We start from the raw sequence: 24,038 nt of genomic DNA on the forward strand, positions 1-24,038 counted from the left end.
TTAACTGCCATTCACTGCATTTTTTACTTGCCAAAAACAAACCTCCTCGTTTTTCTATGAGCATATAGGAAAATATGTTACTTCTTAAAATTTCCATGAGGGTCAATGACAAACTTTTTGGAAGCGCCTTGGTCAAATTCAGCGTAGGCTGCTGGTGCTTGGTCTAAAGAGATTACCGTTGCATTTACCGCTTTGGCAATTTGCGCTCTCCCGCTTAAAATCGACATCATCAAGTCGCGATGGTATCTCATAACCGGAGTTTGACCTGTTACAAAAGTATGTGCTTTGGCCCAGCCAAGTCCTAAGCGCACTTTCAAGGTTCCATTTTTTGCATCTTCATCGGAAGCACCTGGATCACCGGTCACATAGAGGCCAGGTATGCCAAGACGTCCGCCTGCACGAGTCACTTCCATAATGGAATTTAATACGATAGCGGGTGCTTCACCGGCCCCCTCGCCATGTCCGCTAGCTTCAAAGCCGACGCAATCAATGGCGCAATCAACTTCCGGGACACCCAGGATCTGAGCGATTTGTTCCCCAAGATTCGCATGTTCCCGAAGGTTTACGGTTTCACAGCCGAAACTATGGGCTTGTGCAAGGCGCTCTTTGTTTAAATCCCCTACGATGACAACAGATGCCCCCAACAGTTGGGCAGAGTGGGCAGCGGCTAAACCTACAGGGCCAGCCCCGGCAACATAGACAGTAGATCCTGGTTTTACGCCAGCACTTACGGCACCGTGATAACCTGTCGGAAAAATATCAGAAAGCATCGTTAAATCAAGTATTTTTTCCATCGCCTGATCTTTATCCGGAAATTTCAGCAACTGAAAATCTGCATAAGGGACCATGACATATTCCGATTGGCCGCCGACCCATCCGCCCATGTCGACATAGCCATAAGCAGACCCCGGACGATCCGGGTTTACGTTCTCGCAAATATGTGTATCCTGCTCTTTGCAGCTGCGGCAGCGGCCACAGGCAATATTAAACGGTACAGACACCAGGTCTCCTTTTTTTATAAATTCAACATCCCGGCCCACTTCAATGACTTCGCCGGTAATTTCATGGCCGAGGACAAGCCCTTCAGGAGCTGTCGTCCGACCCCGCACCATGTGTTGGTCGCTTCCGCAAATATTCGTGGTAACGATTTTTACAATCACTCCATGCTCACATTTCCGCCCGACATTTAACGGATTTACCCCAGGACCGTCTCTAATGATTAATTCGGGGTAACTAATATCTTCAACGGTTACATGTCCAGCACCTCTGTATACCACCGCTCTGTTTCCTGCCATTTCTGTCATCTCCAATCCATTTTCTCACCTGTAAAATGAAATCCTTACACCAATCCAGCATCCAAGAGGGAATCAAAACATTTTGCTGAGAAATTAAGAAATCCGTATATTCTGTTTATTCTAAATTATAATTCTTTTTATTGGAAGAACGCACTTTTTTGTGAGAAGGTTACCAAAAGGATACTTTCAGGAAACAGAAGGAAGGGGCAATCCAATGGATGATTTACGGTCAGAAATAAAAAGAGAAATTGAGTGTGGCGAATTTAATTGCGAAAAAGAACTGACCTTATCGATTATCAGCGGCAAATGGAAAATCATCATTATTTACTATTTAGAAACAGAAGGTACTTTGCGATTTAGTGAGATTAAACGATTGCTTCCAAAAATTACACATAAGGTATTAACCACGCAAATCAGAGAGTTAGAAGAAGATGGGATTGTTCATCGGAAAGTATTTCCTGAAGTTCCATCGAAAGTGGAATATTCTTTAACAGATTTAGGGGAAAGCCTCATGCCAATCGTTTTGCTGATGGACGAATGGGGGAAGAAGAACATCAAACACTTTCCTGTTGCTAAAAATGTGTGAGGATCTCTTCGTGGGGTCCTTTTTCATTTTCAAACTATATAAGTTGAACTTAAGAATTAGGATTTTTAACATCCACTTCGGTCGCTCTGGGCATGGCTCCCGCAATAAGCCGAAAAGGACACTCGTCTTTTTGCTTCGCCCAGCCCGGGGACGCGACGGCGCTCAGAAACACCTTGATATGGAGCAAAATAGCGGAGACGCCTGCGGGAGCAGAAACGGAATTAGCTTTCCAATTCTGTTTCGACGAAGTGCCGAGATCCACTCGGGCTATAGCCCGAGTTAGCTTGGGGCAAGCGTAGTTGTTTTGCGGAATATCATTTAATATAACTATTAAGTTCAACTTATGTAGTTGCCAGTCTCGAGTGATTGAGAACCTCATTTAGAAATGCTGCGGCGAGCCTTATCATAAGTAAATAAAATTTTATAAAAACAAATACAAGCCAAGAATACCAAGCAATTTATAAAAACTTGCAAGGTATTCTTGGCTTGTACAGATTCATGATGAAGAGAGCAAAGGTGCCGTTGTATAAAAATGCTTTTCTAATTAAAAATTATCGGAAAAGCAAATATAACGAAAGCTGCCCAAATTCCATAGACCGGCAAATATTTCGTAACGGCATCTTGGATAGTGGAAGGACCGGTTTTGTTTCGCAGAAAACGCAGATAGGAAAGCATGATCCAAATTAAATTGGCCCAAATAACGATGTTTACGCCTAAAACAGCAAGCCGGTTGGGGGTAATGCCATAAGAAGAAAGTCTGAATACTATGGCTGACAAAGCCACACTGTCGATGATAAGAGCCAGAACAATTAAGGCGAAATTTATATAATCGAAAATGTTCTTTTTCTCATCTGAGCCGCTTTCGGTGATGGAAAATATGGTGACGGCCAGCACACCCAGGAGTATGCCGTTAAAGGCTATTAGGAAGTTGCGATCTAAGAATGGGTTTTTTTCCAGCCAAATAACCGCTATAAGATAGGCTAACAATGTTGCCAGGACGAGTGGACTGAAAATTTTAGCTATATACGGGGCAATATTTTTAGCGAGTTTAAGATTCCCTGATACCACGTATGCGGTCACAACAGCGATGGCAGCAGCTCCAAATAAAACGATATTACTAAAATAGAATTCTTCTATATTTAATCCGATAAAGCTGAATAACTGCAGGGTAATTGCCGCTAGCAGCATTCCGCTGATTGCCATACCGGCGTAGAGGACGAAGAAATTCAAATTAAATTTAAGATAGGCTAACCTCATGCTGTCTTTGCCATATTCATTCCCTGTAAATGCAAGACCCACCAATCCCCATAAGAATATGGGAAGGTGCAAGTAAGCAAGAATGATGCTGTCTGTATATTCTAAGGGCAGCATATTCAGATAATTCCCAGAGATCAGGAATAACACTGCAAGGCAGTAAAGAACAGATTTTTTAGGAGGATTTTTATATACAAAATAGGCGGCAATAAAGGGAAGTACCCCAAAAGCAAGGTTAACTGGGGCAATTGCCTGCTGCTCAACAAAATGGAATATAATCCTGGTGCTTATCCCGGCCAGTATTGCTAAAATGCCCATGAATAAGAACTCTTTTTGAAGAAAGAAATCTTTTTCTGGATTTGCCGCTTCCTTGTAATGCAATCTTTCATACCAAACGGCAAGAACCGGTGAATCAGGGGTTTGTTCGAAAGCGTGCGCAAATGCTTTTTTAAATGCTTTCGGGTCTTCTCTAAATAATCTTTCCAGCTCATTGGGATTTGCGCTATTTTCGATAACCATATTGTTGCTGTCCACAATTTTAACCTCCTCTTATAGTTGTCCTCTTAATTCTTGCTTACATCGGTATTATTAATATGATTTTAGCAAATTATTTATCGAATAACAATAAATGTTTATTTATTATCGATTTTTATTTGTTGTTTAAATATTTACTTGGAAAAAATAAAAAGCATCCCTCTACCCAGAGGCGCTCCAAACCGTTAAATGCTGCAAGGGAAATCTGTAGTCACAACGGAATTGTAAGCGAAGTATCAAAAGGCCACTTAGGATGATGATAAACAACCGCTCTATGTATTTTTGTACCAAAAATTTAAAGGTGATTCAGCAAGTGGATAGAAATAACTTGTTATAGATTTAAATTAAGGAGGAGTCATAAATGATTAGCGAAACGGATTTGAAGCATTTGCGGCGTTGTGTGGAATTGGCGGAAACAGCTTTGGAAAAAGGAGACGAGCCATTCGGGTCCGTTCTTGTTTCGGCTGCTGGAGAAGTGCTGTTTGAAGACCACAACCACGTGGCAGGCGGCGATCATACACAGCATCCGGAGTTTGCGATAGCAAGGTGGGCGGCAAATAACCTGCCTCTTGAAGAAAGAAGCAAGGCGACCGTCTATACTTCCGGAGAACATTGCCCGATGTGTGCGGCGGCTCATGGAATGGTCGGCTTAGGAAGGATCGTTTACGCAAGTTCCTCGGAGCAATTGGCCGGCTGGCGAAGTGAAATGGGGGCTGCGCCATCGCGTGTCCGGAATCTGTCCATCCAAGAAGTGATCAAGGACGCGGCAGTAGAGGGTCCTGTCCCTGAACTGGCAGAGCAGGTCCATCAGCTTCATCGCCGGCTGTACGCAACGAGCGGTTAAATAGGGAATCTCTGCAGCTTAAGTATTGGCTGAGTTGCTTTTTGCACCTTGCAGATGGTTATGATCAAAGAGAGTCAAAAGCCAAACTAATGTACTTGATGATAAATAGTTTTTGACATATAGTTAGTTTGATTGATGAACAAAGTTGATGTATGATCCAGTTTTATCTGCGCAATTCAGTAATACTTAGAAAATGGAGGGATGAACATGCAAAAGGTAGTCGTAACAGGTGGAAGTGGTCTGCTGGGCCGGGACGTGATAAAAGAATTTTTGGAGAATGGTTATGAAGTTGTGAACGCAGATCTGAAGCACCCAAAAGAAGCGCTTTGCAGAACGGTGATTACAGATTTGACGAATCTGGGCGAGGTTTATGGTGTGTTGGCTGGCGCTGATGCAGTTATACATCTTGCGGCGATTCCGGTTGCTTACTCACATCCAAACGAAGTGACTTTTCAGAATAACGTCATGTCTACGTATAACATTTTAGAAGCTGCGGGAAGTTTGGGAATTAAAAAAGCTGTCATTTCATCAAGTGAGTCTTCATATGGTATTTGTTTTTCAAAACAAAATCTTAACCCACAGTACGTGCCGATAGATGAGCAACACCCGCAATTGCCAGAAGAAAGCTATGGTTTGTCCAAGATTGTTAATGAAAACACAGCTGACATGATCCACCGCAGAACAGGCATGCAGGTTGTATCGTTCCGGTTGGGAAATGTTATTGCACCTGAAATGTATTCGAATTTTCCTGGGTTCATCCACGATCCGGAACAGCGGAAAACCATTTTGTGGAGCTATATTGATACCCGTGATGCAGCTAGTGCTTATCGACTGGCCGTGGAAACGGATGGGCTTGGTTCTGTTGCCTTGAATATCGGAGCAGATGAAACCAGCATGGACATTGAAAGCAAACAATTGATGGAGACATGCTTTCCGGATGTAACCAGTTTCAAAAAAGAACTGACAGGCTTCGAGCCGCTGTTAAACAACGAGAAGGCCAAGCAGCTTCTGAATTGGAAGCCTGTCCATAAGTGGAGAAATTACGTAAATCTATAAATGAATCGAGAAATTTAGTTAAGGGGTGCAAACATGTCAAATCCAATTCAACCAACAACTACCTTACATAACGGGGTAAAAATGCCATGGCTGGGCCTGGGCGTCTTTAAAGTAGAAGATGGCGCAGAAGTCGAACAGTCCATAAAATCGGCTCTTGAAGTGGGCTACCGCAGCATCGATACGGCCGCTATTTATGGAAATGAAGAAGGCGTCGGCAAAGCGCTTGCGGAAACCCATGTTCCGAGAGAAGAATTGTTCATTACGACAAAAGTGTGGAACGCCAACCACGGGTATGAAGCCACCCTCGCAGCGTTTGATGAAAGTATGGAGAAACTGGGCTTGGATTACTTGGATCTGTATTTGATTCATTGGCCCCTTCCTTCTAAAGGGAAATTCGCAGAAACGTGGAAAGCGCTTGAAAAGCTTTACAAGGATGGACGTGTTCGAGCCATTGGCGTTAGTAATTTCAAAGTTACTCACCTTGAAGAAATCATCGAGGACTGTGAAGTGGTACCGATGGTCAATCAAGTAGAGTATCATCCGCGATTTAATCAACGGGAACTTCATGATTTTTGTAAGAAACACGGCATCCAACTCGAAGCGTGGTCTCCATTAATGCAGGGAGAACTGCTAAATGAACCGGCTTTGATGGAAATTGCAAAAGAATACAACAAGTCAACGGCCCAGATTATTATCCGTTGGGACATACAAACGGGAATTGTGACAATTCCAAAGTCAGTTAAACCTCACCGTATTGCTGAAAATGCAGGTGTTTTTGATTTTGAAATTTCACAGGAGAACATGGACAAAATTAATGCCCTGAATAAGGATCAACGTATGTTTGCGGATCCCGATGAGTTTGATAGAGTATAGGTTCTGCATCTCAGAGTTACAAAGCGCTGAACTCAGAAGTTTAGGAGGCAATCTTCTAAAGTAAAAGAACGGTGTTTCGGTCCGATCTACTCAATTCGAAATTGCCTGTGTTCCTTTATTCCACATAAATATTGTTATAATGAAAGAGCACCAAAAGCTAGCTAGCTTTGGATGCTCTTTTTTTGTATACATCATGGACTTACAAGTTAGGGAGTTGGAATTTGAAATGAATAAAAAAGATATAGCGGACATTCGCAAACGATTTAAACTGGATACCGATTTATTGAAAATCGCTGAAATTTATAACATTTACATCCAGCAGGAAAGCAGTGAGATTTTTCATGAAGAGAGCCGTTCGTTTTCCATGCTGGACCGGGAGCAGCAAGAGCTGTTCTTTGATAATTTTAAAAAGGTACTGGGCGGAAAGCTGGATGCCAAGATGTTCGAAGTGAAGTTCCAGCCGCAAGAAGAGGGGCAGGCAGACCATACGCAGGCCCTCCTGTACGAAGGGCTTGAGGCAAAAGAAGTCGCTGAATGGAAAGAGAATATGCAGCGCATCGCCTTGAAGATGGTGGAAGACCGGCCGTATGAAAAAGACATGGTCGTCACGTTCATTCGCGGAAATTATTCGAAAACGACAAGACGAAGCCCCGACGAAACGGAAATCGACATGCGCGACGAGGTGTATACGACTTCGTTTATTCTTTGCAGCATGAACCAGACAGAACTGCCGAAAAGTTCACTTGTGTTTGATTTTGTCGAAAAAGAGTATAAGGCAAATGTGCTTGTCGATCCCGTCATTAAATTAAGCTCGCCAATCGGTGGGTTTCTGTTCCCGAGCTTCACGGATAATTCCGCAGATATCCACCACATCCTCTATGCGGCGGGCAAAGCGAACAAGCCGGATTTTCAGTTTATCGAAAATGTCTTGAACGGCGATGAAATCATTACGGCTGAGGAAGAGAAAGCAGTATTCGAAGAAATCGTCAAAGCCGTAATCGGCAGCGACGAAGTGAACTCGAGAACACTCGCCGGCGTATACGACGAAATCAACCAGATGCTGGTCGTGGCAGAAGAAAGTGATGACGATGAAGAGGGTGCACCTATTTTAAATACAACGGAGATTACGCGTGTTCTGAAGGCAAGCGGTGTCAAAGACGTCAGTCCGGAAAAAGTGGAGCGGGCCTTCCAGCAAGTGGTGGAGGACAAAACCTATGAAATAAAAGCCAGCCATATCGTTCCAAGCTACTCGTCCAAATCCATTAAAATCAGTACGAAAGTCGCTAATATCGCGATTAGTCCCCAAGACTTACGTTACGTTAAAGAAGTGAACTACAACGGCAAACGCTGTATCCTGATCGAAGTGGAAGAAGACACGATGATTGAAGGCTTCAAGTTGCTTGCGGAGGAAGAGTTGGAGTAGGAGAGGAACTTGAGTGATTCTTCAGTTGGCAATGTAATAGGGAAAGCAGGTGTTTTATGGAGATTGCAGCATTTATCATCATCATTTTGATTGCCTCCATTCTCCAGACGAGTACAGGGTTCGGCTTTTCTATTTTGGCGACACCTTTTCTGCTTTTGCTCTTTAAGCCGGTCGAGGCCATCCAGATAAACTTGATCCTTTCTTTGCTCATATCCAGTGCATTGATCATGAAAATCAGAAAGGATATTGATTTTGGCATCCTTAAAAGATTTGTTATGGGGAGTTTCGCGGGACTGCCCATTGGGATCCTCCTCTTTTTATCCCTCAATTTGGATGGATTGAAGCTGGGTGTAAGTATCCTTATTCTGCTGTTGACGGTGCTGCTTATCTTTAAATTCCGAATCAGCCAAAGCAAAAAAACAGACCTGTTCATTGGGGGTCTTTCAGGTTCCCTCACGACAAGTATCGGAATGCCAGGGCCTCCAATCCTGTTATATTTTTCGGGAACCGATACAAAAAAAGAAGTATTGCGAAGTACAACGCTGGCATTTTATCTGTTCATCTATTTTGTCAGTTTAATGATTCATATGCTTTTTGCAGGGACGAATAGCACCGTCTGGTTATCCAGTTTATGGGGTGTTCCTCTAGTAGCGGCAGGGTTATACATCGGAGAATTATTATTCGGGCGGATCAATCAACATGTTTTTCGAATCTTCACCTACGCCATTTTATTGTTTACAGGAAGTTATTTGCTGCTGGAGAGTTTAGGGTTATTGTAAATCTTTAGTTGAATACTGTGTTCGTCGGTATATAAAACGATAGTAAAAAGCGGAATCCACCAACGGATTCCGCTTTTTACTATCCATAATGAAGAGTAACCAAAAATTACTTAGGCTTAAGTTGTAGTGAGAGGCTTGATCACGTCCACCACATCTCCCCAACAGACTCTTTCACCATCACAGGCTTCAAATTCTCTACAGCTTTCGTAAAGCCTTCGTTGATCGACATCAGTCCGTCCTCGTGTTCAATGCTGACCACGTAATCGTAGTCGTAGAGGCGCAAGGTGCTGATGATGTCGGCCCAGGTTTTTTGGTCGTGGCCAAATCCGACGGTGCGGAAATACCAGGAACGGTCTTTCATCTGGGAATAGTCGGTCATATCGGTCAGGCCGTTTCGGTTGGTGTTTTGCTGGTCAATGACGGTATCTTTGGCATGGAAATGGTGGATGGCATTTTCGCGTCCAAGAATTTTGATGGCTTCCACGGGATCGATGCCTTGCCACCACATATGGCTTGGATCCAGGTTCGCGCCGATCGTAGGTCCGCATGCTTCCCGGAGCCGCAGCATAGTTGCAGGGGTATGAACGGAAAAACCGCCGTGCAATTCAAGGCCGATTTTGACGTTGAGTGATTCGGCTAAGCTGTTTTTTTCTTTCCAGTAAGGAATCAGCTTTTCTTCCCATTGCCACTTTAAGATTTCCTGGAAATCATTTGGCCATGCAGCAATGGGCCAGTTAGGGTACAGCGCGTTTTCGTGGTCGCCCGGGCAGCCGGAAAAGGTGTTGACGACGGGAACGCCGAGTTTCGACGCCAACTGCATGGTCTTGACGAGCAACTCATCCGCTTCATCCGCAATTTGCTTTTGCGGGTGGAGCGGGTTGGCGTGGCAGCTGAGTGCGCTGATGATCAAGCCGGCGTCTTTGATTTGCTGCTTGAAAAGGTGCTGCTTTTCCTCATCTTCCAGCAAGTTGTCCAATTTGCAATGGGCATCTCCCGGATAGCCGCCCGTGCCAAGTTCGATGGCTTCGATGCCTTTTGAAGCCACGTAAGCCAGCATGTCTTCAAAGTTCCGATCGGAGAACAATACAGTAAAAACTCCCAGTTTCACGAAAATCCCTCCATTCTAAATTTCTGAATACACCGTCATGTAAACCATTACATTCTTAACATATAGAAATAATTGCCGTAAATCAACGGTTTTTTCATTAAAAATTAGTTGTTGACAGATAATTCTGAATAATTTATGATGAAAATGTAATCGATTTCATTTTATAGCATACGTATCGTGTCGGAAAGAAGGAACCAATATGGCAAACATCCAACAGGTGGCTAAACATGCAGGAGTTTCAGTTGCAACTGTCTCCCGGGTGCTCACCGGAAAAAACATTGTCACAGCCAAAACCAAGCAGAAGGTAGAGGAGGCGATCCAATACTTAAATTATGAGCCGAGCATGCTGGGGCGAAACCTGCGGAATTCGGAAAGCCGCATTGTGCTGATCTTGATCCCGACGATTTCCAACCCATTCTATTTTGAAATCATCAAAGGAATCGAGAATATGGCACTCAGCCAAAATTACAGCATTTTGTTGTGTGAAACAGACTCGAAGCCGGAAAAGGAGGAAATTTATTTCGACTTGCTGCGGAAGAAGATGGCCGATGGCATTATTTCGATGGATCCCGCTGTGAACGTGGAGACCTTAAAAGAACTGGCTGAAAACTACGCCATTATACAATGCAGCGAATATGGCGGCGGCATTGGAATTCCGTATGTCACCATCGACAGCGAAGAGGCATCTTACCGTGCAGTCAAACATCTGATCCAAATCGGACACCGGAAAATCGCATTGATGAACTCGGATGAGAAGTTCCTATACGCCCGGGAACGGCGGATGGGATACGAGCGGGCGCTCCAGGAACACGATATTCCACTGGATCCGGACTATATCCTCTATACACAGGAACTGGGTTTTGAAGAAGGGCAGCTGGCGATGAAAAAAATTCTTAAACTGGAAGACAGGCCAACAGCCGTGTTTGCCGTATCGGATCTATTGGCAATCGGTGCCCTTAAAGAAATCAACGCCGCCGGCCTCCACGTACCGAACGATATTGCTGTAGTTGGTTTTGATAAAATCGATTTTTCCAATATGACCAACCCGGCACTGACAACCGTTGCCCAGCCGATGTATAAGATGGGAACAGTGGCGGCACGGATGCTGATTGAAAAAATTCAAGGAAAGCCGGTAGATAGCGTGGTTTTAGGCTTTGAACTGGTCATAAGGGAATCGACAACGGGTTAGAACAGCTGAGATCAACGCTCTGTTATTAAATTGGTTGATGATAGAGCGTTGGTCTTAGCTTCAATTGTAATCGCTTACATCAAAGGGGATTTATAAAAAAACTAAGGGGTGAATAAAGTGAAGAAATTATGGATCATTTTATTGTCTTTCATCACAATTTTTGCATTGGCAGCATGCGGCGACGCGGCAACAGAAGATGCAGGTTCGGCAGATGAAGGCGGAGGAGAAGAGCAATTGACGATCGGCATTTCGCTTCCTTCGGCAACGCATGGCTGGATGGGAGCGTTAATCGAAAGCGCGGAGCAGCAGGCGATGGAGCTGCAGGAAAGCGAAGGCATTGAATACGTCATGACCAATGCGGCAGACCCGAACACACAGGCAAACGACGTGGATGACCTGATTGCACAGGAAGTGGACGTTATTGTCATGCTGCCGATCGAATCTGCGGCTTTGAGTCCGGTCGGTCAAAAAATCAAGGACGCGGGCATTCCGCTGGTCATCGTTGACCGGGAACTTGAAAACGATGCAGCTACGGTTGTGGTCAAAGGGGACAATGAAGGCATCGGTGTCAACGCCGGCAAGTATTTCGTCGAACAATTGAACGGCGAAGGCAAAATCGTTGAGATCACCGGCCCTCCAAGTTCAGTAACCGAACAGCGGGGTGCTGGATTCCAAGAAGCCGTTGCCGGCGAACCGGGAATGGAAATCATTGCCTCACAAAGCGGAGATTTTTCTACCGAAACCTCATTGGAAGTTATGCAGAACATTTTGCAGGCCAATCCTGAAATTGATGCAGTCTTTACACAGGATGACGGCATGGCTCTAGGTGTCTTGCAGGCCATTGAAGAAGCAGGCCGCACGGATATCCAATTTGTCACAGGCGCAGGCGGAGCAAAAGGCGTTTTTGAAGATATTCAAAATGACGGACTCATGAAAGCGACGTTCCTCTACTCGCCGACTATGGTGGAAGATGCGGTGACCATCGCAGGTGATCTTGCAAAGGGTGAGGAGCCGGCTGAATCGATGGTCGTGAAGGAAGCGACGCAAGTGACAAGTGAGAATGTGGACGAGTATTACGATCCAGAATCGAAATTTTAAGCGAACTGCCAGGAAATGCAATGAAGCCATTGCATTTCCTCTTTTCCTATAAGGGGGTAACGACGTGGCTTCACATCCTTTCGTGGCAATGCACAATATCGAAAAGTCGTTTAACGGCGTACCGGTTTTGAAAAAGGTGACACTGGAAGTGGAACAAGGAGAAATCCATGCTTTGCTCGGAGAAAATGGGGCAGGCAAATCGACACTGATGAATATTTTAGGCGGTGTCCATCAACCAGACAACGGAGAAATTTTTGTCAAAGGCGAAAAGATCAGCATGGCAAATCCGCATGTTTCACAGGCGCAAGGAATTAGCTTTATCCACCAGGAGCTGAATATGGTCGGAGATTTGAAAGTGTATGAAAATATGTTTCTAGGTTCAGAAATTCGCAGTAAAATCGGGTTTTTGAACGTGGAAGAAATGTGCCGCCAAACCCGCGAAATTTTAGCGGAGCTTGGCGTATACATCAATCCGAAAGAATATGTCCGCAATCTGGCGACTTCCTATAAGCAATTGATTGAGATTTCAAAAGCTTTGCTGCACAAGTCGCAGTTGATCATCATGGATGAACCGACGACCTCGCTCGCAGAACATGAGGTGAGCCGGCTATTTGAACTGATGCGCAACTTAAAAAAATCCGGTGTTTCCATCATCTATATTTCACATAAGTTAAAGGAAATTCAGGAAGTATGTGACCGCTATACCGTTTTGCGGGATGGCCAGCTGGTGAAAACAGATGTTATGCAAAATGAAAACCTGGAAATGATCACCAAACTGATGGTGGGAAAAGCCATTTCCCAGGAGCGGTACGTGCATGAGCATAGCTTTGGAGAACTGGCATTGGAAGTGGTAGGGCTAACGAGTACAGGCTTGTTCAAGGACATTAATTTTACCGTACAAAAGGGCCAAATAGTAGGTTTTACAGGTCTCGCAGGAGATGGCCGGACAGAACTTTTTGAAAGCTTGTTTGGCTACCGGAAAAAATACGCAGGGACGGTGAAAGTGAAAGGGCAAGTTGTGAAAATAACTCACCCGCGAAAAGCGCTGCAGGCAGGGCTGGGCTATGTGCCGAAAGACCGGAAAGAAAATGCCATCATTAAAGATTTGAGTGTCATCCACAATATGAGTTTGTCATCGATGGGGAATTTTGAACGCCTGGGTTTTATACAGGATAAAAAAGAACAGCAGAAATTCAATGCGTATAAAAAACTATTGAACATTAAAGTGCACAATCCGCGCATCACCATTGATAAATTGAGCGGCGGAAACCAGCAGAAAGTCATCATCGCCAAATGGCTGGAAGCGGAAACGGATATCCTCATTTTCGACAATCCGACACAAGGCATTGATGTTGGCGCAAAACAGGAGATTTATCAACAGATCATTGCACTTGCCAAGCTTGGCAAAGCCATCATTATCCTATCGTCGGAAGCTCCGGAAGTGATGCGGATTTGCCACAACATCCATGTGATGTACCACGGGGAAATTACGGCGCATTTTACAGGCGATGAGGCAAGCGAAGAAGAGATCATGCATTACGCCACAGGAGCGAAAAGGGAGGGAGAGAAAATTGGCTAACATCAATACAAAAGAATACAGTCCGGAATCTCCGAACATGAAGAGCCGGATGACCTGGCTATGGTCGGAATACAGTGTCATTATTGCATTTGTCATTATTTATATCGCCGCCTCCGTGATGAACCCACGGTTTCTTGATATCAATAACCAATTGAATATCCTGATGCAAGTCTCGATTATCGGCATTATTGCGCTTGGCATGACGGTCGTCATGCTGTCAGGCGGCATCGATTTATCGGTTGGTTCTGTATTGGCGCTTGCCGGTGTTGTCTCGGTGCTGGCATTGAACGCCTCGGGCAGCATCTTAGTCGGGGTTTTCACGGCTCTCCTGGTTGGCTCGTTTGCCGGATTCCTGAATGGCCTGATGGTCGCGAAAGGCAGGATTGCCTCATTTATTGCCACACTCGGGATGATGGCGGGGGCGCGTTCAATCGCGCTTTACATCGCAGAAGGCGGCAGCGTGTCCGGTGAAGTCAGCGGATTTACCGCCATCGCCAACAGCAATTTGTGGATTTTCGATGTTCCCGTCATTATTTTCTTCGTCATGGCGATATTGATTTATGTATTGATGCACAAAACCCGGTTCGGCAGGTACGTTTACGCCCTTGGATCAAACGAAAAGGCAGCAATGCTGTCAGCGATCCGCATCGACCGCATCAAGATCGGAGTTTATACGCTGATTGGCACGCTGGTCGGGATCGCGGCGGTTATTGAAACTTCACGCCTGAATTCGATTTCTTCTTCCAGTTCGGGTGCGCAATATGAACTCGATGCCATTGCAGCTGTTATCATTGGAGGAACGCGAATGACCGGCGGACGCGGAAAAATTATAGGAACCATTTTCGGCATCCTGATTTTGGGTATCCTGAACAATATGATGAATCTGATGAATGTTTCTCCTCATCTTCAAGGATTTGTTAAAGGATTGATCATCATCATCGCCGTTGTGTTCCAAAAACGAGAGTAGGAGGAGATGGGATGGGCATCAAGGTAGGCATTATCGGGTGCGGCTCGATTACAAAAATGCGCCATGCACCGGAATATTCAGCAAATCCATATGTCGATGAGATTGTTTTTTACGACCGCAATCTCGACCGCTCCGAGGCGATGGTGGAACTGTTTGGCGGCAGCATCGCAAGGAGCGTTGATGAGTTGTTTGACGATCCTGACATCGTTGCCATCAGCGATTGTTCGTCAAATGAGCACCACCATTTGTTCTCGACCCAGGCGCTGTTGAGTGGAAAGCACGTGCTGTGTGAAAAACCGATTTCATTGACGGCAGAAAATGCACGAACCATTTTAGAGGCACAGAAAAAGTCCGGTAAAAAACTGATGGTGGACCATAACCAGCGTTTTACGCGCGCCCACCAAAAAGCGAGAGAAATCATTGCCGGCGGAGAACTGGGAAAGGTTCTGACGTTCCGTACGGCTTTCGGACATTCAGGTCCTGAAGCCTGGGGCATCAATAAAACCAAGTCCACATGGTTTTTTAAAAAAGAGCGGTCAGGATTTGGCGTCGGCGGAGACCTCGGCATCCACAAAATTGATTTGCTGCATTATTTGCTCGACGACGAAATTGTCCAAGTAAGCGCATTTGAAGGGGCGTTGCATAAAGTGGATGAGAACGGAGAGCCGATTGGAGTATGCGACAATCTGGTATGCAGCCTGGCAACCAAAAAAGGACGTATTGGAAACGCTGCGTTTTCCTGGACATATTATGGCGAAGAAGACAACAGCACCATTGTCTATTGCGAGAAAGGCATCATGAAAATTTACCATAACGACCAGTATCAGCTGGAAATCATCATGCAGTCCGGAGAAAAAATAAACTACGAGCTGGAAGCGATTCAAACGAACGATAACCAAACACCCAGCGGCGTCATCGATGCTTTTGTTGAAGCCATTCGCTTGGATCAGGAGCCGATTGTTACCGGAGAAGACGCACTCAAATCGCTGAAAGTCATTTTAGGAATCATGGAAGCTGCAGAAACAAGCCAGGTCGTCACCATCGAAAAAGAGTCTCTCCTTCACCATTAAGGAGAGACTCTTTTTTCAGTTCGGGCAGCGCATTGGAAATATAGTAGCTTAACCGATGCGATTTTAAAGCCTAGTTGACAAGTAGGTTTTAATTATAGTCTAATATGAATAAGCTTTTTTCAGCAGGATCAGTATAGAACAATCGGCAGGAGGAAACTTTCTTGCTTTAGAACAGCCAAAGGAGGATTTAACATGAGTAATGAACAATATCCCGTTATCCCTCAAGCTGACTCATTTTTTCTGAAAGGAAACAGCACCGGCATTTTGTTGTGCCATGGCTTTTTAGGCACGCCGCAAAGTGTTAAGGAACTGGGCGAAGCGATTGCTGCCCATGGCTATACAGTTTCCTGTCCGAGGCTCCCTGGCCACGGCACGCATCCTAAAGACCTTGAACAGTTTACCTGCAATGATTGGTTTGCCCGGGTAGAAGAGGCCTATAAAGAACTCGAGCAGACATGTTCGGCCGTTTTCGTCATCGGCCAATCGATGGGTGGCACCTTAAGCTTGGATTTGGCCAGCCGCCACCCGGATATTCAAGGAATTGGCCTGATCAATCCGGCGATCGACATTCCTGCGTTTGAAACGTACCGCAACCAGCCGTCCTCCGGGTATGTCTCAGAAGGCCAACCGGATATCAAAAACGCGGATGCGGTGGAAATCACTTATGAGCAGGCTCCGGTCAAAGCGTATCAGCAACTATTACGTTACATGAATGCTGTCGATGCTAAACTTGCGGACGTGCGTTGTCCGGTCGTTTGTTTCCAATCGCTCGAAGATCACGTGGTGCCGCCCGGCAATACAGACTATATTCTCAGTAAAGTTCAATCAGAAAACACGCAGAAATACGAACTGCATAATTCCTATCACATTGCTTCTATGGATCATGAGCTGGATTTTATCATTGAAAGGGCTCTTCAATTTATCGAAAAAGTCATTTCATTGCCAGCTGGCGACCCGCTTTAAAACTTATTGTTTTCATAAAAGGCATTCTTTCAGGCAGATAATACCTGAAAGAATGTCTTTTATATTTTCTATATTTATTGATTCTAACTATATAGTTTAATAAAACTGAAAATTCAGGTAAGTGGAAGTGTAAGGGTGTATTGTATAAGTATGAGGGAAATGGGGAGATGCTGCTGCCGCCATTGAGATAACTAAGGGAAAGGAGAGAGGCACCATGGTAAGAGAAAATCGATTACGCAAAGAGCGGGAAGTCAATCCTTTAACCGATATTTGGCTGCGCACATGTGAAACCGTACGCTTCGTTATTGACCGCAAGTCCGCCAAATACATCATTTTCCTTATTATCTTGACGGGATTTGCTTCAGGCCTGATCGGGCTCATGAACACCCAAAACGCTGATATGCAGGCGTGGTCAGCTATTCTTCAGGCGTTGATTACCGGTCCGATAGGAAGTGCATTTGGCTATTTTCTGGGCGCAGCGATATTGATGCTGGTTGGGCGGTTGTTTAAAGGAACGGCAACCTATCAGGAAATGTTCAAGGCGCTTGCCACAGCGCAAATCCCGCAAATTTGGCTCTTGCCGCTGCTGATTGTCTGGGCTTTGGCGTCGCCATCAACTTTCTTTGCAGACCGGAGGGATGTGGAAGGCGATCCGCTTGTCGTCGTCATGTCTTTGGTAATGGGGGCAGTGTCTGTTTGGACATTCATCATCGTCTGCAAAGCAGTAGGTGAAGCGCATCGTGTGTCGTCTTGGAAAGGATTTTTCATTGTCGTGCTGCCGGGCATCCTTATCACGCTCATTGTTCTTGTGCTTGTTTTTGTCCTGTTCGCCTCGTTTTTTAACCAGCTCTGATCGGGAGTTGTTTGAGTGTACAGCGAAAAGTTGAAGCAATAGTGAAAATATGGGGAAGAAATCGGAGCAGCTCTTTCTGCATTCAGAGATTGCAGAAAAGAGTTGTTCCAATTTTCATCCTTATTACTGTTCAGTTCTTCTCTAGTTTAGTATAATTCTAATGTAAGAATTATTACATGCCGATAGCAATAGCCGGCATCAATAGTTTTAGAGTAACGTTCACTATTTTCATTATTTTTAGGAGGGTTTTAAAGATGGAAAACAACAATGAGCAAAAGCGCCACACCGCTGCATCAGATGCACAATGTCCGATAACGGGCGCAGGCGGGCAACCAAGCAGCCAAACAGGTGGGCACAAAGATAGTGCCATTACAACATCGAACAAACCAGGCAAGACCCAGAATAAAGACTGGTGGCCGAACATGCTGAATGTCAACATCCTTCATCAGCATGATAAAAAATCGAATCCTCTAGGGGAAGAATTTGATTACAAGGCAGAATTCGAGAAATTGGATTATGATGCATTAAAGCAGGATCTTCACGATTTGATGACCAACAGCCAAGAATGGTGGCCGGCTGACTATGGCCATTACGGCGGTTTATTTATCCGTATGTCGTGGCACGCCGCAGGTACTTACCGTGCACTGGACGGCCGTGGAGGCGGTGCTACCGGAAACCAGCGTTTTGCGCCGCTTAACAGCTGGCCGGATAACGTAAACTTGGACAAGGCCCGCCGTTTATTGTGGCCGATCAAGAAAAAATACGGAAACAAAATTTCATGGGCAGATTTACTTCTCTTAACGGGCAACGTGGCACTTGAATCGATGGGCTTCAAAACCTTCGGATTCGGTGGAGGCCGTGAAGACATTTGGGCGCCGGAAGAAGACGTCTATTGGGGCAATGAAAAAGAGTGGCTGTCGGATAACCGTTATTCAGGCGACCGCGAGTTAGAAAAACCGCTTGCCGCAGTTGTAATGGGCTTGATCTATGTAGATCCACAAGGACCTAATGGCAAACCGGATCCTCTTGCAAGTGCTTTCGACATCCGCGAGACATTTGGCCGTATGGGAATGAACGATGAAGAGACCGTTGCATTGATCGCAGGGGGACATACATTCGGTAAAGCTCACGGCGCTGGAGATGCGTCTAACGTAGGCGACGATCCGGAAGCTGCTGTAATGGAGAACCTGGGAATGGGCTGGAAGAGCTCGTACGGTTCAGGAAAAGGGCGCGATACGATTTCAAGCGGCATCGAAGGCGCTTGGACTGCCAACCCGATCCAATGGGATAATGGCTATTACGAGCAATTGTTTGGCTACGAGTGGGAATTGACAAAATCTCCTGCAGGCGCTTACCAATGGACAGCAAAAGATTTGTCGGAAGAACAAATGGCACCTGATGCAGAAGATTCGTCCATCAAAGTGAAAACAATGATGACGACGGCAGACATGGCACTTCGCATGGATCCAGCATACGAAAAGATTTCACGCCGTTATTATGAAAATATGGAAGAGTTCCAGGATGCCTTTGCTCGCGCGTGGTTCAAACTTCTTCACCGCGACATGGGACCAAAAGAGCGTTATTTGGGACCAGAAGTTCCAGCAGAAGATTTGATCTGGCAAGATCCAGTACCGGCAGCACCAGGTACATTGAAAGACAAGGAATTGGATGAGCTGAAAGTGAAGATCCTTGAAAGCGGAATAAACCCGCAGCTATTGGTCAAAACAGCTTGGGCTTCTGCCAGCACATACCGTGATTCAGACAAGCGCGGCGGTGCAAATGGAGCACGCATCCGTTTTGCTCCTCAACGCGAGTGGGAAGTAAACGAGCCAGAAGAATTGGCGAAAGTTCTTTACTTCTACGAGCACTTGAAAGCAGGCACTGACAACAAAATCAGCATCGCTGACTTGATCGTGTTGGGAGGAAACGCTGCAATCGAACAAGCTGTAAAAGCAGCTGGATTTGATATTGCGGTACCATTCACTCAAGGCCGCGGAGATGCACTTGAAGCACAAACCGATGCGGAAAGCTTCGAAGTGTTGGAGCCGATCTCAGATGGTTTCAGAAACTACCAGAAGAAAGAATACGCAACAAGCCCGGAAGAAATGCTGCTTGATAAAGCGAACTTGCTTGGCTTAACAGCGCCGGAAATGACTGTTCTAGTCGGCGGCATGCGCGCATTCGGTGCAAACTACCAAGGAGCAACAGAAGGAATCTTCACCGACAAAGTCGGCGTGTTAACAAACGATTTCTTCGTTAACTTGTTGGACATGAACATCGAGTGGACGCCAGTAGAATTCAATAAATACGAAGGTAAAAACCGTACGACAGGCGAAGTTGTTCGCACAGCAACACGCTTTGACTTAGTATTCGGCTCGAATGCGATTCTTCGTGCAGTTGCCGAAGTTTACGCACAAGACGACAACCAAGAGAAATTCGTTCGTGATTTCATCAAAGCATGGAACAAAGTGATGAATGCCGATCGTTTTAACCTAGAAAACTAATAAAAAAAATCCCGGTCAGCGCAAAATGCTGACCGGGATTTTTTTGTTAAATAAGATGTTGGATCTTTTGTCACTCACACTTTTTTCGGGTATTTGTTCTCAAGATTTGGTGATTGGGGCTTCAAACCAAATCTGCTAAGAGCGAAGATTGAAATGTCCAGCTCGCTTTCGCCTGTTATGGCCAATTGGCTCAATGCTTCTCCCATGACACTGCCAAACTTGAAGCCGTGTCCGGAAAATCCGCAGGCAAAGAGGACGCGGCTATCTTCCGGATGAACATCAACGATAAAATCATGATCGCTTGAAAGTGTGTATAGACAGGTTTTCCCTTGCTCTAGTTTGCCGTTTGCCTGATGCAGGTAACGTTCCAGTCCTTCCCGCAAGTCGCTTTCATCGGTTTCGTATAATCCAAAGTTTTGCGTTTGGAGGTCTGGGTCGATCGGCTGGCCACCGTCAGATCTTCCAATTTTGACCCCACGGCCATTCAAAATGGGGAAACCATAAAACTTCTTATGCTGATCTTCTACAAAAAAAGCCGGGAAATTTGCAGCATCGTACAGCTCTGAAGGTGCTTCAAACCAAGCTACAGCTTTACGAGTAGGTTGAATCGGCAGATCTAAATCCGGCAACAGCTTTGCCGCCCAAGCTCCCGCCGTGACGATGACTTTCTTGGCATAAAATGTTGTGAGTTCAGTTGTAATCTTTACACCCTTTTCGTCGCTTAAATCGATATGCTGAACGGCTGTATTAGGAACAAGTTGCGCCCCATGTGCAAGCGCCGTTTCTTTATATGCTTGAATGGCATTCTCGCTGTAAATGACGCCTGACTCCGCTTCGAAGCAGCCAATAAAATGTTCCGGCACAGAAAATCCAGGCCATCTGGCATTGATTTCCCAGCCCGTCAGAAGCTCTAACGAAAGGTCATGCTTCTGGGCAGAAGCAATTGTTTCTTCTAGAAAGGGTGAATCTTTCGGGCCTAAGCCGATCACGCCGGTTTTTTCGAAGATCTTATATCCTGTTTGCTGTTCCAGCTCTTCCCACAATTGCTGGGCACGCTTCACTAGCGTTACGTATTGCCTGCCTTCCCCGTAAGCATGCCGGATCAGACGGGTATCCCCGTGGTGGCTGCCATGGCTGTGCGGCGGATCAAATGCATCGATTAATACGGTTTTTACTTTTTGCTGCGCCAAAAAAGCACCAGCAGCCATTCCCATCGTGCCTGCACCAATTATTGCAACATCAAAAATAGCTTGTTCAGTCATTTTTTCACTCCATTCCTTACAGAAATAATGTCAGGTTCAAAAACAACTGCTTCTCGAACGTTGAATATGAATTATTAGTAGATAGTATGTAAGATTTGAAAGCTTGTCAATCGTTCATTATGCACCTGTTTCTTTCCAATTTTTATAAAAATTCAAATTTAAAGAAAAATGTGTTTGACAAGAGAGGCAATGTCCCATACTATCGTTAATATGTTAAAACTAAATAACTTATCAAGAGAGACTGAGGGACAGGCCCTGTGACGTCCAGCAACCATCATTTTTATGAGAGGTGCTAATTCCTGCAGAGTGTTTTATTCTGAGAGATAAGAATTCGGCTAAAACCTCTTTCCTATTGGAAGAGGTTTTTTTATTTACAAAGGAAAGAAGGAGATTCGCTATAAGTTGAAAAAATTGCAAAAGCAAAAAAACAGCCATTGTCTTTCATTACCAAATTGAATTGCCACTCTCTGTCCAAAAAAGGAGCTTAAAAATGAAAAGAAAAAGTTATGTATTGGGATCACTATTTTTATCAATAAGCGCAATTGGAGCATTAAGCGGATGTTCGTCGGAGGAAGCAGCAAGCGCAACGGGTGATCAAATCATTACGGTGGGAACGCAAAATGATTACCCGCCTTTTGCTTTTGCAGACGACACAAATGAACTGACAGGATATGACGTAGAAATGGTAAAGGCGATCGATGAGAAGCTCGATGGCTACACATTTGAGTTTGTCGCAGTGCCTTGGGACAGCATGTTTCTCGCACTGGAGTCCAATAAGATCCAGGCAATAGCGGATCAAGTGGCAAAAACACCGGAGCGCCAGGAAAAGTATTTGTTCACAGATGAATCTTATTTTGCAGCTGAAACGGTGATTGCTGTGAAAACCGGCAGGGAAGATATCCAGACCGTAGAGGATTTGGAAGGAAAGTCGGTGGGTGCTTTAGCGGGAGATTCCTATACGCTGCTGCTGGAGGAATATAACGAAACAGCCGACACTCCGATTGATTTGAAATACAGCGAAAGCGGTAACCCTTCAGAAATGTTGCAGGACGTACAAAACGGCCGTGTTGATGCTTACGTCAACGACCCGATTATGATTGATGCCGTGCTGGAGAAAAATGATTTAGGAGTAGAAATTGTCGGGCAGCCTCTGGTGAACGATGATATGGGAATTGTCTTGAAAAATGGAGAAGAGGGTGAAGAGTTAAAGGCATTGATTGATCCGATTTTGAAAGAACTTAAAGAAGACGGCACGTTAGCGGAACTGTCGATCAAATGGACTGGTGGAGAATACATCCCCGAATAGGTTTGTGGAAGGAAAGAGAAAATGGAAAATTTACTGGATATACATTTTTTGATCGAAAGCTTTCCTGCTATCGTTTCACGGCTCCCGATTACTATCGGAATAGCGGTCGGCTCATTGATTTTGAGTTTATTTATCGGAGTTTTCACCGCGTTGATCAAAATATACAAGGTTCCGGTATTAAGCGTAATTACGTCGATATACGTATCTTTTATCAGAGGAACGCCTCTCCTGGTTCAGATCTATCTCGTATTTTACGGAATACCTAAAATCATTTACTACTTGCAGATCGAGTATGGCTGGCTTCAGTCTGCCGACGTCAACAGCATTGCGCCTGAAGTGTATGCGCTGCTGGCGTTTTCAATCAATCTGGGTGCTTATTTGTCGGAGACAATCCGGTCGGCGATTGAATCCGTTGATCGCGGACAATTTGAAGCAGCGAAAGCAATCGGGATGAAGCCAACGCAAATGATGCTTCAAATTATTTTTCCGCAGGCACTGGCCGTCGCGATTCCAAACCTGGGCAACATGTTCATCAGCACGATTAAAGACACGTCCTTGGTCTTTATCATTGGGGTTGTGGATATTATGGGGCAAGCCAAGATTCTTGGCTCCCGCGGCTTGGCATTTTTCGAAGTATATATCGCGGTGTCCATTGTTTATTGGATTCTGTGCATTGCAGTAGAGCGATTGCTGGTCAAATTAGAGAAGCGGGCTCGCAGATATGAAAGAGGGATTGCTTCATGATCAAACTGGAAAACATACATAAATACTACGACAGCCACCATGTGCTGAAGGGGATCAATATAAGCGTCGCTAAAGGTGAAGTTGTTTCTATTTTAGGGCCAAGCGGCTCAGGCAAATCGACACTGTTGCGCTGCATCAATTTCCTGGAACAGCCGACTAGCGGAATCGTGGAAATCGGCGGCAAAAGAGTGGATGTGGAATCAGCCGGCAAGTCGGATATCTTTGCGTTAAGAACGTCGACAGGAATGGTTTTTCAACAATACAACTTGTTCAAAAATTTGACTGTGCTCCAAAATGTGATGATTGGCTTAACAAGCGTTAAACAATTGAAGAAGGACGAAGCGAAAAAGAAGAGCATGGAAATTCTTGAACGAGTGGGCTTGTCAGACAAACTAAGCCACTATCCGGCACAACTGTCAGGCGGGCAGCAGCAACGGGTTGGCATCGCCCGTGCACTTGCGCTCAATCCGGAAGTTTTATTGTTTGATGAACCGACATCTTCTTTAGATCCCGAGCTGGTGGATGAAGTGTTGGCAACAATCAGAGCTGTAGCAGATACAGGGAAGACGATGTTTATCGTTACACACGAACTTAATTTCGCACGTGAAATCTCGGACCGGATCATCTTTATGGAAGATGGTGTAATCATCGAAGAAGGCACGCCTGAGCAGCTTTTTACTGACCCGAAAATGGAAAGAACCAAGCAATTTTTAAGCAAAGCGACAAGAAACAATTAATAGATGGCGGGAAG

The 24,038-nt window shown here is 45.1% G+C and carries 21 protein-coding genes and 1 riboswitch; of the genes, 17 read left to right on the forward strand and 4 right to left on the reverse strand.

What is annotated here, in order from left to right:
* Positions 1 to 77: 77 nt before the first annotated feature.
* Positions 78 to 1,295 carry a formaldehyde dehydrogenase, glutathione-independent gene (gene fdhA, locus GJB59_RS07385; protein WP_142830453.1) on the reverse strand — a complete coding sequence of 406 codons (1,218 nt, stop codon included), beginning with the start codon at positions 1,293 to 1,295 and terminating at the stop codon, positions 78 to 80.
* A 214-nt stretch (positions 1,296 to 1,509) separates the two neighbouring features.
* On the opposite strand from fdhA, the gene GJB59_RS07390 reads away from it, so the two are divergent.
* Complete coding sequence (locus GJB59_RS07390) at positions 1,510 to 1,881, forward strand: winged helix-turn-helix transcriptional regulator (RefSeq protein WP_142830451.1); 372 nt, start codon at positions 1,510 to 1,512, stop codon at positions 1,879 to 1,881.
* 540 nt (positions 1,882 to 2,421) lie between these two features.
* Here the strand turns inward: GJB59_RS07390 and GJB59_RS07395 are convergent.
* A complete protein-coding gene (locus GJB59_RS07395; RefSeq protein ID WP_142830449.1) occupies positions 2,422 to 3,669 on the reverse strand; it encodes a DUF4153 domain-containing protein in 1,248 nt (415 codons plus the stop codon).
* 361 nt (positions 3,670 to 4,030) lie between these two features.
* Here GJB59_RS07395 and GJB59_RS07400 point away from each other — a divergent pair, with 361 nt between their 5' ends.
* The 5 genes from GJB59_RS07400 (at position 4,031) to GJB59_RS07420 (ending at position 8,644) form a co-directional block, all read left to right on the forward strand.
* A complete protein-coding gene (locus GJB59_RS07400; RefSeq protein ID WP_142830447.1) occupies positions 4,031 to 4,513 on the forward strand; it encodes a nucleoside deaminase in 483 nt (160 codons plus the stop codon).
* A gap of 207 nt (positions 4,514 to 4,720) precedes the next feature.
* A complete protein-coding gene (locus GJB59_RS07405) occupies positions 4,721 to 5,569 on the forward strand; it encodes an NAD-dependent epimerase/dehydratase family protein (protein WP_142830445.1) in 849 nt (282 codons plus the stop codon).
* A gap of 33 nt (positions 5,570 to 5,602) precedes the next feature.
* Entirely contained in the window at positions 5,603 to 6,442 is an 840-nt protein-coding gene (locus GJB59_RS07410) for an aldo/keto reductase (protein WP_142830443.1), read from the forward strand.
* Positions 6,443 to 6,668: 226 nt separating this feature from the next.
* Positions 6,669 to 7,865, forward strand: coding sequence for a DUF4317 domain-containing protein (locus GJB59_RS07415; protein ID WP_142830441.1), 1,197 nt, complete (start codon positions 6,669 to 6,671; stop codon positions 7,863 to 7,865).
* Between the two features lie 56 nt (positions 7,866 to 7,921).
* Positions 7,922 to 8,644 carry a sulfite exporter TauE/SafE family protein gene (locus GJB59_RS07420; RefSeq protein ID WP_142830439.1) on the forward strand — a complete coding sequence of 241 codons (723 nt, stop codon included), beginning with the start codon at positions 7,922 to 7,924 and terminating at the stop codon, positions 8,642 to 8,644.
* Between the two features lie 139 nt (positions 8,645 to 8,783).
* Here the strand turns inward: GJB59_RS07420 and GJB59_RS07425 are convergent, their stop codons facing one another.
* Positions 8,784 to 9,752, reverse strand: coding sequence for a sugar phosphate isomerase/epimerase family protein (locus GJB59_RS07425; RefSeq protein WP_142830437.1), 969 nt, complete (start codon positions 9,750 to 9,752; stop codon positions 8,784 to 8,786).
* Between the two features lie 199 nt (positions 9,753 to 9,951).
* Between GJB59_RS07425 and GJB59_RS07430 the strand changes: the two genes are divergently transcribed.
* The 8 genes from GJB59_RS07430 (at position 9,952) to katG (ending at position 19,975) form a co-directional block, all read left to right on the forward strand.
* Entirely contained in the window at positions 9,952 to 10,941 is a 990-nt protein-coding gene (locus tag GJB59_RS07430) for a LacI family DNA-binding transcriptional regulator (protein WP_142830435.1), read from the forward strand.
* A gap of 117 nt (positions 10,942 to 11,058) precedes the next feature.
* Entirely contained in the window at positions 11,059 to 12,039 is a 981-nt protein-coding gene (locus GJB59_RS07435; protein ID WP_142830433.1) for a substrate-binding domain-containing protein, read from the forward strand.
* Positions 12,040 to 12,103: 64 nt separating this feature from the next.
* Positions 12,104 to 13,618: a sugar ABC transporter ATP-binding protein gene (locus GJB59_RS07440; protein ID WP_244946850.1), complete on the forward strand. Its 1,515-nt coding sequence runs from the start codon at positions 12,104 to 12,106 to the stop codon at positions 13,616 to 13,618.
* Positions 13,611 to 14,585 carry an ABC transporter permease gene (locus tag GJB59_RS07445; protein WP_236015506.1) on the forward strand — a complete coding sequence of 325 codons (975 nt, stop codon included), beginning with the start codon at positions 13,611 to 13,613 and terminating at the stop codon, positions 14,583 to 14,585. Before GJB59_RS07440 ends, GJB59_RS07445 begins: the two co-directional genes overlap by 8 nt.
* A gap of 11 nt (positions 14,586 to 14,596) precedes the next feature.
* A complete protein-coding gene (locus GJB59_RS07450) occupies positions 14,597 to 15,655 on the forward strand; it encodes a Gfo/Idh/MocA family protein (RefSeq protein ID WP_142830431.1) in 1,059 nt (352 codons plus the stop codon).
* A 192-nt stretch (positions 15,656 to 15,847) separates the two neighbouring features.
* Positions 15,848 to 16,618, forward strand: a complete 771-nt coding sequence (locus GJB59_RS07455) for an alpha/beta hydrolase (protein ID WP_142830429.1) — start codon at positions 15,848 to 15,850, stop codon at positions 16,616 to 16,618.
* Between the two features lie 214 nt (positions 16,619 to 16,832).
* On the forward strand, positions 16,833 to 17,471 hold the full coding sequence (locus GJB59_RS07460; protein ID WP_142830426.1) for a Yip1 family protein: 639 nt from the start codon (positions 16,833 to 16,835) through the stop codon (positions 17,469 to 17,471).
* A 254-nt stretch (positions 17,472 to 17,725) separates the two neighbouring features.
* The gene (katG, locus tag GJB59_RS07465; RefSeq protein ID WP_142830424.1) at positions 17,726 to 19,975 is read left to right on the forward strand and encodes a catalase/peroxidase HPI; all 2,250 of its coding nucleotides are present in this window, start codon (positions 17,726 to 17,728) and stop codon (positions 19,973 to 19,975) included.
* Between the two features lie 74 nt (positions 19,976 to 20,049).
* Here the strand turns inward: katG and solA are convergent, their stop codons facing one another.
* Positions 20,050 to 21,237, reverse strand: a complete 1,188-nt coding sequence (gene solA, locus GJB59_RS07470; protein ID WP_142830422.1) for an N-methyl-L-tryptophan oxidase — start codon at positions 21,235 to 21,237, stop codon at positions 20,050 to 20,052.
* Between the two features lie 225 nt (positions 21,238 to 21,462).
* A riboswitch (SAM riboswitch) is annotated at positions 21,463 to 21,567 on the forward strand.
* 160 nt (positions 21,568 to 21,727) lie between these two features.
* Here solA and GJB59_RS07475 point away from each other — a divergent pair.
* Genes GJB59_RS07475 through GJB59_RS07485 form a run of 3 tightly spaced genes read left to right on the forward strand, consistent with a single transcriptional unit; the run spans position 21,728 to position 24,024 of the window.
* Entirely contained in the window at positions 21,728 to 22,543 is an 816-nt protein-coding gene (locus GJB59_RS07475) for a transporter substrate-binding domain-containing protein (protein ID WP_142830420.1), read from the forward strand.
* Between the two features lie 21 nt (positions 22,544 to 22,564).
* The gene (locus GJB59_RS07480) at positions 22,565 to 23,287 is read left to right on the forward strand and encodes an amino acid ABC transporter permease (protein WP_142830418.1); all 723 of its coding nucleotides are present in this window, start codon (positions 22,565 to 22,567) and stop codon (positions 23,285 to 23,287) included.
* Positions 23,284 to 24,024 (forward strand): amino acid ABC transporter ATP-binding protein, encoded by a 741-nt coding sequence (locus GJB59_RS07485; protein ID WP_142830416.1) that lies wholly within the window; start codon positions 23,284 to 23,286, stop codon positions 24,022 to 24,024. The genes GJB59_RS07480 and GJB59_RS07485 overlap by 4 nt, the downstream gene beginning before the upstream one ends.
* Positions 24,025 to 24,038 lie beyond the last annotated feature (14 nt).

The organism is Planococcus soli (assembly GCF_016881065.1).
GTDB lineage: Bacteria > Bacillota > Bacilli > Bacillales_A > Planococcaceae > Planococcus > Planococcus soli.